A 13,751-nucleotide genomic window follows, 5' to 3' on the forward strand; every position below is an offset into this window, starting at 1 on the left:
AATAAATTTCAAAAAAACACGTAAACATTCCTCAAATCAACTATTAAAGCCCTTCCCCTGCGCTGCCAGCTCCACCAGCAACGGTGCTGGCTTCCATGCTTCGCCCTGATAGCCACGGGCATACCGCGCCATCGCCGCCAGCACATTGCTCAGCCCCACCGTATCGGCATACAGCATCGGGCCGCCACGGAACAGCGGGAAACCGTAGCCAGTCAGGTACACCATATCGATATCGGAAGCCCGCAGGGCAATGCCTTCCTGCAGGATGTGGGCCGCTTCGTTGACCAGCGCATACACGAGGCGTTCGACGATCTCCTGGTCGCTAATCTGGCGACGGCTCAGGCCCAGATCGGCCGAATGCCGGACTATCATGGCATTCACCTGCTCGTTGGCATAGGCTTTACGGTCGCCCGCTTTGTAGTCGTACCAGCCGCCGCCCGTTTTCTGGCCGAAGCGCCCCATTTCGCACAGCAGGTCAGCGCTACGGGAATACGTGATCTCTGGCGACTCCACGGCGCGCCGCTTACGGATAGCCCAGCCGATGTCGTTGCCGGCCAGATCGCCCATGCGGAAGGGACCCATGGCAAAGCCGAACTTCTCGATAGCCTGATCGACCTGTTCCGGCAGCGCGCCTTCGTCCAGCAGGAAACCCGCCTGACGGCTGTACTGTTCGATCATGCGGTTGCCGATAAAGCCGTCGCATACACCCGACACCACGCCCGTCTTCTTGAGTTTCTTGGCCAGTGCCAGTGCCGTCGCCAGCACATCCTTGCCGGTCTGGGCACCACGCACGATTTCCAGCAGCTTCATCACATTCGCAGGGCTGAAGAAATGCAGACCGATCACGTCCTGCGGACGGCTGGTAAAGCCGGCGATACGGTTCAGATCCAGCGTGGAAGTATTCGAAGCGAGAATAGCGCCCTGCTTCATTACGCTATCGAGCTGACGGAACACGCTTTCCTTGACGCCCATTTCCTCGAACACGGCTTCCACCACGATATCGGCCTGGGCGATATCGCCATAGCTAAGGGTACCGGTCAGCAGCGCCATGCGCTGATCCAGTTTCTCCTGCGTCAGCTTACCCTTCTTCAAGGTGTTCTCGTAGTTCTTGCGGATAGTGGCCATGCCCTTGTCCAGCGCTTCCTGCCGGGTTTCCAGCAACACCACAGCAATACCGGCGTTAAGGAAATTCATGGCGATGCCGCCCCCCATGGTGCCGGCGCCGATTACGGCGGCCTGCTTGATGCTACGAACTGGCGTATCGGCCGGCACATCCGGCACCTTGCAGGCCACCCGCTCGGCAAAGAAAGCATGCCGCAGGGCTTTCGATTCCGTGGTCTGCATCAGTTTGAGGAAGCGCTCGCGCTCGAACTTCAGCCCATCCTCGAATTTACGCGTGACGGATGCCGCCACGGTCTCGACACACTCGAGCGGCGCAGGGAACGGGCCAGCCATGGCTTTCACCGTATTGCGCGAGAATTGCAGGAAGGCTTCGTGATTCGGATAATCGACCTGTCGCTCGCGTACTTTCGGCAACGGACGCACATCGGCCACCTTGGCGGCAAAGGCCAGCGCCTGCGCCAGCAGATCGGAACCCGCATCGTACACGGCATCGAACAGCGCCGTAGCGGCCAGCTTTTCCGACGCCACAGGCGTACCGGAAACGATCATGTTGAGCGCCATTTCCAGCCCCAGCACGCGCGGCAGGCGCTGGGTGCCGCCCGCGCCCGGCAACAGACCCAGTTTCACTTCCGGCAGCGCGATCTGTGCGCCCGGCAACGCCACACGGTAGTGGCAGCCCAGCGCTAGCTCCAGCCCGCCGCCCATGCAGACGGTATGAATGGCCGCCACCACCGGCTTGGCCGAATTCTCCACCGTCGCAATCAAAGTGTGCAGACTAGGCTCGGCCAGTGCCTTGGGCGAATTGAATTCCTTGATATCGGCGCCGCCGGAAAAAGCTTTGCCGGCGCCCGTGATGACGATGGCCTTGACTGCCTCATCGGCCAGTGCCTGCTGTATCCCCTGCACGGCGGCCGTGCGGGTCGCCAGCCCGAGGCCGTTGACGGGTGGATTGTTCAGCGTGATGACGGCTACCGCGCCGTGAACCTGATATTCAGCAGTCATGTCTCTTCCTTATAGTGTGGTGCATCGAGTGCAGCCACTATACCGTATAAAAGAACGGTCGTATTATTATTTTTGGCAGTGCAGCGCCACCCTGCCTGCGTTTAGCCGGTTCAGCCGCCCGTCGCACCCAGCAGATGGCTGCGATAGCGTTCGCGTAGCCGGTTCTTCTGGATCTTGCCCGTGCCTCCCACCGGCAGGTGGTCGGTGAACACCACATCGTCCGGCAGCCACCACTTGGCCACTTTGCCGTCGAAATGGGCCAGCAACGTGGCACGATCCAGCGTCTGACCGGCACGCAGCACCACTACCAGCAGCGGCCGTTCGTCCCATTTAGGATGCGCCACCCCGATACAGGCTGCCTGCATCACGGCCGGATGCGACATGGCGATATTTTCCAGATCGATGGTGCCGATCCACTCGCCACCTGACTTGATGACATCCTTACTCCGGTCGGTAATCTGCATAAAGCCGTCGCCATCGATGGTCGACACGTCGCCGGTAGGGAACCAGCCATCCTCCAGCACCTCGCCGCCCTCGTCCTTGAAATAACGTGCCACCACCCACGGCCCGCGTACCATCAGGTGGCCATAGCTGATGCCATCCCACGGCAGTTCCTTGCCGTCGTCATCGACGATCTTCATATCCACGCCGAAAATCGCATGTCCCTGCTTCTGCAGGATCTTGCGCTGCGCCTCGCGCCCCAGCGAAAGATGCTTGTTCAACAGCACGCCGGTAGTGCCCAGCGGCGACATTTCCGTCATGCCCCACGCGTGGATAACCTCCACGCCGTAGGTGTCTATCAGGGTATCCATCATGGCCGGCGGACAGGCCGAGCCGCCGATCACGGTACGCCGGAAACTGGAAAACTTCAGCCCGTGCTCGGTGACATAATTGATCAGACCCAGCCAGACTGTCGGCACACCGGCCGAGAACGTCACGCCTTCACTCTCCATCAATTCGTACACCGACTTGCCATCCAGTGCGGCACCGGGGAATACCATCTTGGCGCCCGTCAGTGGCACTGAGTATGGCAAGCCCCACGCATTCACATGGAACATGGGCACCACGGGCAGCACCGTGTCGCGCGATGAAACGTTCAAACCGTTCGGCAAGGCCGACGCGTAGGCATGCAGTACCGTGGAGCGATGCGAGTACAGCACCCCCTTGGGATTGCCTGTGGTGCCGGAGGTGTAGCACAAGGTACATGCCGAGTTTTCATCGAACTGCGGCCACGGATAGTCGTCCGAATGAGCGTTGATCAGATCTTCGTAGCACAGCAGATTCGCTATGCTGCTTTGCGCCGGCATGCGCTCCTTGCCGCCCATCAGAATATAGCCCTTGATCGTGCTGCAATGGGGCGCAAATGCTTCCACCAGCGGCAGGAAGCAGAAATCGAACATCAGATACTGGTCTTCCGCATGGTTGCAGATATAGGCCAGCTGCTCCGGATGCAGACGCGGATTCATCGTGTGCAGCACGGCACCGGAACCGGATACGGCGTAGTAGGCTTCCAGATGGCGATAACCGTTCCAGGCCAGCGTCGCTACCCTGTCGCCCATGCGCACGCCCAGCGCATGCAGCGCATTGGCCAGTCGTTTAGCGCGCTGGTGGCATTCGCGGAAGGTATAGCGGTGGATATCACCCTCGACGCGACGTGACACGATTTCGCTGCTGCCGTAATGGCGCGCAGCAAATTCGAGAATGCTGGAAACAATCAGCGGCTGGTTCATCATCTGGCCCATGACAGGACTCTGAGGGTACATGGCGGTCTCCGGAAACATTGGTAATTGATGAACGAGTTTGGTTTGCCCGCAGGCGCAGCGTCAATGGTTTTCGATGCTGCAACGCAGCAGCGGCAAACACGGTAGAATCGCGCTCGCTGCAATCTGCACCACCATCTAACCGGAACCAATACCGCTATGTCGCTGCCGCTGGACAACAAGCTGGACAACTCCTACGCTGCTCTGCCGCCAGCTTTCTACACCCGATTAATGCCGACACCGCTGCCCGCGCCCTATCTGGTAGCGTACAGCGATGACGCGGCACAGCTGATCGGGCTGGATGCAGCACAGGCCGCAGCAGGACTCGACGTTTGGATCGGCAATGCCGTCCCGCAAGGCGCCACGCCCCTGGCTGCCGTGTATTCCGGCCACCAGTTCGGCGTCTGGGCTGGTCAGTTAGGCGATGGCCGCGCCATCCTGCTGGGGGATATCGCCACACCGCACGGCCCCATGGAGTTGCAATGGAAGGGCGCCGGCCAGACGCCGTATTCGCGCATGGGAGACGGACGCGCCGTATTGCGCTCCTCAATCCGCGAATTTCTGTGTTCGGAAGCCATGGCGGCACTGGGCATCCCCACCTCGCGCGCGCTGGCGCTGGCAGGCTCCGATCAGGGTGTGATGCGCGAAACCGTGGAAACTGCCGCCGTAGTCGTTCGCATGGCACCGAGCTTCGTGCGTTTCGGCTCGTTCGAACACTGGTATTACCGCAAACAGCCCGAGCAACTGAAAATACTGGCCGATTACGTACTCGCGCGCTTCTTCCCTGCCCTGCAGGCCGAGGCGCAGCCGTATGCCGCCCTGCTGCGGGAAGTCACCCAGCGCACCGCGCGCCTGATGGCGCAATGGCAGAGCGTGGGCTTCATGCATGGCGTAATGAACACCGACAATATGTCCATCCTCGGCCTGACCCTCGATTATGGCCCGTTTGGCTTCATGGAAAGCTTCGACCCCGGCCACATTTGCAATCATACCGATCAGCAAGGGCGCTACAGCTATGCCAACCAGCCCCAGATCGGGCATTGGAACTGCTACGCGCTGGCGCAGGCGCTGATGCCGCTAATCGACGACGTGCCGCTGGCGCAGGCCGCACTGGACAGCTACCAGCCGACGTTTGCCGCCGAAATGGATAGGCTGCTGCACGCTAAACTGGGACTGAGCCAGATACCCGAACACGCCGATGCCGACCGCAAACTGTTCGATGCCATGTTCGAAGTCATGGAAGCCAATGGGGCCGACTTCACGCTGTTCTTCCGCAACCTGTCGCAGTTGCAGCGCGACGATGCCGGTGCCGGCAGCGCCGTCCGCGACCTGTTCATCGACCGCGCCGCCTTCGACGGCTGGACCCAGCAATACCGTGTCCGCCTGCAGCACGAAGCGGCCAGCGATACCGCGCGCAGCGCTGCCATGAACCGCGTCAACCCTAAGTACGTGCTGCGTAACTACTTGGCGCAGGTGGCCATCGAAAAAGCGCAGAATAAGGATTTCAGCGAAATCGAGCGTCTGCTGTCAGTTTTACGCCACCCGTACGACGAACAACCGGAACATGCAGCCTACGCTGCACTGCCACCCGACTGGGCCAGCCATCTTGAGGTAAGCTGCTCATCCTAGCACCCCACTTTTAAGCGAGTGATAAGACATGCAAGATAAAGTCATCCGTACTGACGCCGAATGGCGCGCCATGCTAGAACCACTGGAGTATCAGGTCACCCGACACGCCGCCACGGAACGTGCTTTCACGGGCAAATTCTGGGATCACCACGCAGCCGGTGTGTACACCTGCGTCTGCTGCGAGACCCCATTATTCCGCTCCGATGCCAAATTCGATTCCGGTTGCGGCTGGCCCAGCTACTTCGAAGCCATCGATCCGCGCCATGTAATCGAAAAAGTCGACCGTTCCCATGGTATGCTGCGCACCGAAATTCTGTGCGCCGTGTGCGACGCGCATCTGGGCCATGTTTTCCCCGATGGCCCACCGCCCACCGGTCTGCGCTACTGTATTAACTCTGCATCCTTACGCTTCGATCCACAATAACCGAGACACCATGAAATTCCTGTTCGATCTAATTCCCCTGATACTGTTTTTCGCAGCATATAAACTGTCAGGCTGGAATGCCGAAGCGGCCCAGCACTTCATTAACACCTATCTGAGCGGCATCGTTTCGGGGGGCACCGTCACTCCGGATCAGGCGCCCATCGTGATCGCCACCCTGGTCGGCATCCTCGCCACCATGGCGCAGATCGGCTTTATCAAACTGCAAAAGCGCAAGGTTGACTTCGTGCTGTGGTTCTCGCTCGGCATGTTCATCTTCTTCGGCGGCCTGACCATCTATCTGCACGATGAAGACTTCATCAAATGGAAGCTCAGCATCGTCTACTGGTTCTTCGCCTCCGGCCTGCTGGTCAGCGATCTGGTATTCAAGAAGAATCTGATGCGCAAGTCCATGGAAGAAATCGTGGAACTGCCCGATCTGATCTGGGCACGCCTGAATCTGGCATGGATTTGTTTCTTTACCGCAATGGGCTTCCTTAACTGGTATCTGGCCTTCGTGCTATTCAAGGGCGACACCAGCGCATGGGTCAGCTTTAAGGCATTCGGCTCGACTGCCATCATGTTCGTATTTATCGTCGGGCAGACCATCTATCTGTCCCGCCACATCAAGGATCAGGCATGAGCGATACCCGTCTGGAACGCATGCGCGCCCGCATGCAGGCTGCCCTGCAGCCACAGGAACTGACACTGGAAGATGACTCCGCTCTGCACGCGGGCCATGCCGGTGCCGCTTCCGGTGGTGGCCATTACAACGTCAGAATTGTTTCGTTACAATTTGAGGGGCTAAAACTCGTCACAAGACATCGGCTCGTGTATGATTCTGTGCACGATATGATGCATAAAGAAATACATGCATTAGCCATTACTGCATTGGCACCGTCCGAAGTATGATGTAACGCGAGGTATGGGCGCTGGCCTATTCGTTTCAGAATAATTGAACAGAACTACAAATAGCTGATCCAACTCCCTGCCTAGCATTTTCGCTTAAACTTTTCCCCTTACAGGAATTAATAATGACTTTCAAGCCAGCCAAGTTGCTGATTGCACTTCTCGCCGTTATCGCCGTACCTGCTTTCGCCCAGAACGTTGCCGTTGTTAATGGCAAAGCTATCCCGACCTCGCGCGTGGACGCCGTGGTCAAGCAAGTTGTTGCTCAAGGCCAGCAGCCAGATTCGCCACAACTGCGCGATCTGATCAAGAAAGACCTGATCGGCCGTGAAGTGCTGATGCAGGAAGCTGAAAAACAGGGCTTTGCCAAAGACGCTGCGGTGAAAGCACAGGTAGAAAATGCCCGTCAGGCCATCATCATCAACGCACTGGTGGGCGACTACATTAAGAAGAACCCGGTCACCGACGCCGACATCAAAGCCGAATACGACAAGTTCGTGGCCCAGAACGGCGACAAGGAATACCACGTACGCCACATCATGATGGCAACCGAAGCGGAAGCTAACGACGTGATCGCCAAGATCAAAGGCGGCGCCAAGTTCGAAGAACTGGCCAAGAACTCGAAAGACACCGGTTCGGCTGCTAACGGCGGCGATCTGGACTGGGCAGTGCCAGCGGCCTTCCCGCCAGCATTCTCGGCAGCTTTCGTTGCCCTGCAAAAAGGTCAGGTCACCGAGAAGCCAGTGCAGACGCCGAACGGTTTCCACGTGATCAAAGTGGACGACATCCGCGCTGCCAAGCTGCCTACGCTGGAAGAAGTTAAACCACAGGTAGCCGAAGCACTGGCACAGAAGAAAGTTCAAGCCTATCAGGAAGAACTGGTCAAAAAAGCAAAAGTGCAGTAATGTTGCACTAGGCGGCGCCCTGCGGGGCGCCGTTTTTGATTTAGCGTTGGTACCATGCACCGCCGAGTGCGATTTCTTGTTTTTTTATAGGATTTAATAATGATGTTGAAGCCAACCCGCATGATGTTAGCCCTGATCGCTGTTGCTGCAGCGCCCGTTTTCGCGCAAAACGTAGCGACCGTCAATGGCAAAGCCATTCCAGCGTCCAAGGTTGATCAGGTGGTCAAACAGGTGGTGGCCCAGGGCCAGCAGCCAGACAGCCCGCAACTGCGCGAAATGATCAAGAAAGACCTGATCGGCCGCGAAGTGCTGATTCAGGAAGCGGACAAGCAAGGTTTCGGCACCAAGGCTGAAGTCAAAGCTGCTATCGAAAATGCCCGCCAGAGCATCATCATCAACGCCATGCTGGCCGATTACCTGAAGAAAAATCCTGTCAAGGAAGCCGACATGAAGGCCGAGTACGACAAGTACAAGTCCGCCATGGGTGAGAAAGAATACCACTCGCGTCACATTCTGGTGGCTACCGAGCAGGAAGCCAAGGACATCATCGCCAAGCTGAAAAACGGCGGCAAGTTCGAAGAACTGGCCAAAGTGTCGAAAGACGGTTCGGCCAACAACGGCGGCGATCTGGGCTGGATGACTCCGGGCAAACTGGTCAAGCCATTTGCGGACGCCATGGTGGCTCTGAAAAATGGCGAAATCACCCAGACTCCCGTAAAAACCGAGTTCGGCTTCCACGTCATCAAGATGGAAGAATCGCGCGCAGTGAAACTGCCATCGTTCGACGAAGTCAAAGGCCAGATCAACGAAGCCATGCAGCAGCGTAAAATCGCTACCCTGCGTGAAGAACTGACGGCCAAAGCCAAGATCCAGTAAACCGTTTATACGGTATGCTCAAAGCGCCTCTCGGGGCGCTTTTTTATTGCCGGCTCCAGCGCCATGACCACAGACCAGACCACCGCCCTGCCAAGCGAACTGCGTACCGCCCTGCTCTCAGTGGCCGAACCTGCCCACGCGCCCGCCATGCGTGCCTACATGCGCGATCAGTTCGCATTTCTTGGCGTACGTACACCACAGCGACGCAGCGCCTGCAAGCCCCTGCTCCTTGCGCTTAAGGGGCAGCCAGCAGCCCGATTACTGGAACTGTCGGCGCTACTCTGGGAGGAGCCGGAGCGGGAGTTCCAGTACGTCGCCATCGACCTGTTGGCGCTGCACTGGAAACAGTTCGATTGCAGCCACCTGCCTGCATTGCTGGCGCTGGTGCAACGGCGCTCATGGTGGGACAGTGTCGATGGTCTGGCGGGAGTGATAGGCGACGTGCTGCGCCATCGCCACGACGGCATGGATACTGCCATCATGCATGACAATCTGTGGGTGCGCCGCATCGCCCTGCTGCATCAGCTAGGCTGGCGCGCTCAGACCGATGCCGACCGCCTGTTCCGCTACGCGTTGCAATGCGCGCACGAAGACGAATTTTTCATCCAGAAAGCCATAGGCTGGGCGCTACGGGATTATGCCCGCCATGATGCGCAAGCCGTACTGAACTTTACGGCACAGCACCAGCAGCGACTGGCGCCGCTCAGCTACCGCGAAGCCAACAAACACCTCCAAAACCCGGGGTCAGGTCGGGCATCGGTGCAGCCTCAGCCTCAGCCTCAACCGTTGCCCCTCTGCCCGACCTGACACCTGCACTTTGCCCGACCTGACCCCGAATGAAAAAAGGCCGGCGGAAGCCGGCCTTGCTTGCAGTGTCGCGGCTTAGCCGACGAACTTGCGGGCGTTGCGGAACATGCGCATCCATGGCGAATCCTCGCCCCATGCATCCGGATGCCACGACTGCTGCACCGTGCGGAACACGCGCTCGGCGTGCGGCATCATCACGGTGAAGCGGCCATCGGCCGTCGTTACCGAGGTCAGACCCTGCGGCGAACCGTTAGGGTTGAACGGATAGGCTTCCGTCGCCACGCCACGGTTGTCGATGTAGCGCATGGCTGCCACGGCCTGCGTGATGTCGCCGGTCTGGCTGAAGTCGGCATAGCCTTCGCCGTGGGCGATGGCGATGGCCGTCTGCGTGCCAGCCATGCCGCTGAAGAAGATCGACGGCGAATCCAGTACTTCCACCATGGCAAAGCGGGCTTCGAATTTCTCCGACTTGTTGGTGGTGAACTTAGGCCATGCATGGGCGCCCGGAATGATGGACTTCAGGTTGCTCATCATCTGGCAGCCGTTGCACACGCCCAGACCGAAGCTGTCGGTGCGGGCAAAGAAGCGCGCGAACTGGTCGGACAGGGCGTTGTTGAACAGGATGGTCTTGGCCCAGCCTTCGCCGGCACCCAGTACGTCACCGTAGGAGAAACCGCCGACAGCGATGATGCCCTGGAAGTCATCCAGCTTGACGCGGCCAGCAATCAGGTCGCTCATGTGCACGTCGACCGCGGTGAAGCCAGCCTGATGCATCACGTAAGCCGTTTCGATATGCGAGTTGACGCCCTGCTCGCGCAGAATCGCCACACGCGGACGCACGCCCGTCGCGAGGAATGGGGCGGCCACGTTGTCGCTCAGATCGAAGGTAATACGCGGGGTCATGCCCGGATCGGTTTCGTCCAGCAGGCGGTCGTATTCGGCATCGGCACAGGCCGGATTGTCGCGCAGACGGGCGATACGCCAGCTGGTTTCGCTCCACAGACGGTGCAGCGCCGAGCGCGGCTGGGCGTAGATGGTCTTGGCATCGCGGGTGAATTCGATCACCCCACGGTCATTCGGCTTGCCGATGATGTGGCTGCAGGCACCGAGGTTGAAGCTGCGCAGTACATCCATCACCAGCGACTTCTCTTCTGCGCGTACCTGTATCACGGCGCCCAGCTCTTCCGAGAACAGCGCGCGCAGCGTCTGTTCATTGCGGCGTTCGGCGATCTGGCCAGCCCAGTTCTTGGCATCGCCCTGATCGGCACCATGGCCCTGATCCAGCGTCAGAATGTCGAGATTGATCGACAGACCGGCGCGGCCAGCGAAGGCCATTTCCGTCAGCGTGCCATACAGACCGCCGTCCGAACGGTCGTGGTAGGCCAGCAGCTTGCCGTCCTTGTTCAGTTGCTGGATGGCGGCGAAGAAGCCTTTCAGATCTTCCGGGCTATCCACGTCCGGCGTTTCGTTACCCAGCTGGCCCATCACCAGCGACAGTGCCGACGCGCCCATACGGTTTTTACCGCGACCCAGATCGATCAGAATGATGGAGGTATCACCGAGGTCGGTGCGGATCTGCGGCGTCAGCGCTTTGCGTACGTCGTACACCGGTGCGAACGACGATACGATCAGCGACACTGGCGACGTGACAGCCTTGCTCTCGCCTTCGTCCTTCCACGTCGTGCGCATCGACAGCGAATCCTTGCCCACAGGGATGGAAATACCCAGCGCCGGGCACAGTTCCATACCCACGGCTTTGACCGTGTCGTACAGCGCTGCATCCTGACCAGGCTGGCCGCAAGCCGCCATCCAGTTGGCCGACAGCTTGATGTCGGAGATATCGTTAATCGGTGCAGCAGCAATATTGGTCACGGCTTCCGCTACGGCCATGCGGCCGGAAGCAGCAGCGTCGATCACGGCCAGCGGGGTACGCTCGCCCATCGCCATCGCTTCACCCTGGTAGCCTTCGAAACTCATGGCCGTGACAGCGCAATCGGCCACCGGCACCTGCCATGGGCCCACCATCTGGTCGCGCACGGACATGCCGCCCACGCTACGGTCACCGATGGTGATCAGGAAGGATTTATCGCCCACGGTAGGCAGCAGCAGCACGCGCTTGGCGACTTCTTCCAGATCCATGCCGGTCAGATCGATGGCAGGGAAATCATTTTTCACATGGTGCACATCGCGCTGCATCTTCGGCGGCTTGCCGAGCAGCACTTCCATCGGCATATCGACTGGCGAATTGCCCAGTTCCGGATCGATCAGCTTGAGCTGACGCTCTTCCGTGGCAGTACCCACCACGGCGAACAGGCAGCGCTCGCGCTCGCACAGGCCTTTGAACAGTGCCAGATTTTCCGGAGCGATGGCCAGTACATAACGTTCCTGCGATTCGTTCGACCAGATCTCTTTCGGTGCCATGCCGCTTTCTTCCAGCGGAATCTTGCGCAGATCGAAGATCGCGCCGCGCTTGGCGTCATTGGTAATTTCCGGGAAAGCATTCGACAGACCACCGGCACCCACGTCGTGGATCGAGATGATCGGATTCTTGGGGCCCAGCTGCCAGCAGCTATTGATCACTTCCTGGGCGCGACGTTCCATTTCCGGATTGCCGCGCTGTACCGAGTCGAAGTCCAGATCCGCCGTGTTGGTGCCGGTCGCCATCGACGAGGCCGCCGAACCGCCCATACCGATACGCATGCCCGGACCACCCAGCTGCACCAGCAGGCTGCCGACAGGGATATCGTTCTTGTGGGTGTGCTGGGCCGAGATATTGCCGATACCACCGGCAATCATGATCGGCTTGTGGTAACCCATCACCGTGTCGTTTGCACCGGCGAACTGCTTGCCGATGTTCTGTTCGTAGGTACGGAAGTAGCCACCCAGTACCGGACGGCCGAATTCGTTGCTGAAGGCAGCGCCACCGAGCGGGCCTTCGATCATGATCTGCAGCGCCGAAGCGATGCGGTCTGGCTTGCCGTAGGCTTTGCCACTGTCGCGGTAATCGGCCGCAGGCCCCGTCACGCTGGCATCGTTTTCCCATGCCTGCACGGCACCGGGCAGCATCAGATTCGACACAGTGAAACCGGTCAGACCGGCTTTCGGCTTGGCGCCGCGGCCAGTTGCACCTTCGTCGCGGATCTCGCCGCCAGCGCCGGTTGAAGCACCGGGGAATGGCGAAATCGCGGTCGGGTGATTGTGGGTCTCCACCTTCATCAGGGTATGGGTCAGCTCCGTCACAGGCGCGTACTGGTGCGCTTCGCCCTGCGGGAAGAAGCGCATCACTTCGGCGCCTTCCATGATGGAGGAGTTGTCGCTATACGCCACCACCGTGCCTTTAGGCTGCAGCTGGTGGGTGTTCTTGATCATGCCGAACAGCGACTTAGGCTGGGCGACCCCGTCGATAGTCCAGTCGGCGTTGAAGATCTTGTGGCGGCAATGTTCACTGTTAGCCTGCGCGAACATCATCAGTTCCACGTCGGTCGGATTACGGCCGGCCTTGGTGAAAGCGGCGTCCAGATACTCGATTTCATCGTCCGACATGGCCAGACCGAGGTCGGTATTGGCTTTTTCCAGCGCGGCCTTGCCGGCGCCGATGACGTCCACGGTTTCCAGCGGACGCGCTTCCAGCGTACGGAACAGGCCCGCCGCTTCGTCCGGATGGCGCAGCACGGATTCCGTCATGCGGTCATGCAGTAGCGCCGCCACAGCCTGTGCCTGTTCGGCGCTCAGGTGCTTGGTGGCGCCGATGCTGCTACCCAGAATGCCGGCCTTCAGATTGATGCGGTAGGCAATCCCCCGCTCTACCCGCTTCACATGGGCCATGCCGCAGTTGTGCACGATATCGGTCGCTTTCGAGGCCCATGGCGAAATGGTGCCCAGGCGGGGAATCACGAAGAATTCCTCGACCGCGCCTTCGGTATTGTCTGCATGGGCTGGCTCACCGTAGGTCAGCAGCGCACCGAGACGGCGGCTGTCATCGTCGGACAGCGGCGCGGAGGCATCGATAAAGTGGACGAAGCGCGCCTGAACGGCGGCAATGGCAGGCAGCACAGCTTGCAGTTGGGTCAACAGGCGTTGGCTACGGAATGCGGACAGGGCGTTGGAGCCCGGCAGAATCAACATGGTTGGAAGATGGTTGATGCAGCAAGGCTGCGGATTAAAGGACGATGAAGCATGGGGACACGTATTGCAACTGATGTCTTATTACTTGAATGGCAGAATTCCTGTGCGCGCATTATACCCTTTACCACGCTGTCTATACAGCGCCAAATGCAGACAAAAACTACCTACAAAGCAACATTTTTCACCTTTTTAAGC

General features: G+C 59.2%; 10 protein-coding genes. 7 read left to right on the forward strand and 3 right to left on the reverse strand.

The window, feature by feature from the left end; all coding sequences use genetic code 11:
- Positions 1-36: 36 nt before the first annotated feature.
- Positions 37-2,124, reverse strand: a complete 2,088-nt coding sequence (locus tag ABNT42_RS14705; RefSeq protein ID WP_348698167.1) for a 3-hydroxyacyl-CoA dehydrogenase NAD-binding domain-containing protein — start codon at positions 2,122-2,124, stop codon at positions 37-39.
- Positions 2,125-2,234: 110 nt separating this feature from the next.
- Positions 2,235-3,887: a 3-(methylthio)propionyl-CoA ligase gene (locus ABNT42_RS14710; protein ID WP_348698169.1), complete on the reverse strand. Its 1,653-nt coding sequence runs from the start codon at positions 3,885-3,887 to the stop codon at positions 2,235-2,237.
- A gap of 156 nt (positions 3,888-4,043) precedes the next feature.
- Here ABNT42_RS14710 and ABNT42_RS14715 point away from each other — a divergent pair, with 156 nt between their 5' ends.
- The 7 genes from ABNT42_RS14715 (at position 4,044) to ABNT42_RS14745 (ending at position 9,431) form a co-directional block, all read left to right on the forward strand.
- On the forward strand, positions 4,044-5,513 hold the full coding sequence (locus ABNT42_RS14715) for a protein adenylyltransferase SelO (protein ID WP_348698171.1): 1,470 nt from the start codon (positions 4,044-4,046) through the stop codon (positions 5,511-5,513).
- 28 nt (positions 5,514-5,541) lie between these two features.
- Complete coding sequence (gene msrB, locus ABNT42_RS14720) at positions 5,542-5,937, forward strand: peptide-methionine (R)-S-oxide reductase MsrB (protein ID WP_348698173.1); 396 nt, start codon at positions 5,542-5,544, stop codon at positions 5,935-5,937.
- Between the two features lie 10 nt (positions 5,938-5,947).
- Positions 5,948-6,577, forward strand: coding sequence for a septation protein A (locus ABNT42_RS14725; RefSeq protein WP_348698175.1), 630 nt, complete (start codon positions 5,948-5,950; stop codon positions 6,575-6,577).
- Complete coding sequence (locus ABNT42_RS14730) at positions 6,574-6,846, forward strand: BolA family protein (RefSeq protein ID WP_348698176.1); 273 nt, start codon at positions 6,574-6,576, stop codon at positions 6,844-6,846. The genes ABNT42_RS14725 and ABNT42_RS14730 overlap by 4 nt, the downstream gene beginning before the upstream one ends.
- A 122-nt stretch (positions 6,847-6,968) precedes the next feature.
- Positions 6,969-7,748 carry a peptidyl-prolyl cis-trans isomerase gene (locus ABNT42_RS14735; RefSeq protein ID WP_348698178.1) on the forward strand — a complete coding sequence of 260 codons (780 nt, stop codon included), beginning with the start codon at positions 6,969-6,971 and terminating at the stop codon, positions 7,746-7,748.
- 99 nt (positions 7,749-7,847) lie between these two features.
- On the forward strand, positions 7,848-8,624 hold the full coding sequence (locus ABNT42_RS14740) for a peptidylprolyl isomerase (protein ID WP_348698180.1): 777 nt from the start codon (positions 7,848-7,850) through the stop codon (positions 8,622-8,624).
- A 63-nt stretch (positions 8,625-8,687) separates the two neighbouring features.
- Positions 8,688-9,431, forward strand: coding sequence for a DNA alkylation repair protein (locus tag ABNT42_RS14745; RefSeq protein ID WP_348698182.1), 744 nt, complete (start codon positions 8,688-8,690; stop codon positions 9,429-9,431).
- A gap of 75 nt (positions 9,432-9,506) precedes the next feature.
- Here the strand turns inward: ABNT42_RS14745 and purL are convergent, their stop codons facing one another.
- Entirely contained in the window at positions 9,507-13,556 is a 4,050-nt protein-coding gene (gene purL, locus ABNT42_RS14750; protein WP_348698184.1) for a phosphoribosylformylglycinamidine synthase, read from the reverse strand.
- Positions 13,557-13,751 lie beyond the last annotated feature (195 nt).

The sequence above is a fragment of the Duganella fentianensis genome, assembly GCF_964031615.1.
Classification (GTDB): Bacteria; Pseudomonadota; Gammaproteobacteria; order Burkholderiales; family Burkholderiaceae_D; genus Rugamonas; species Rugamonas fentianensis_A.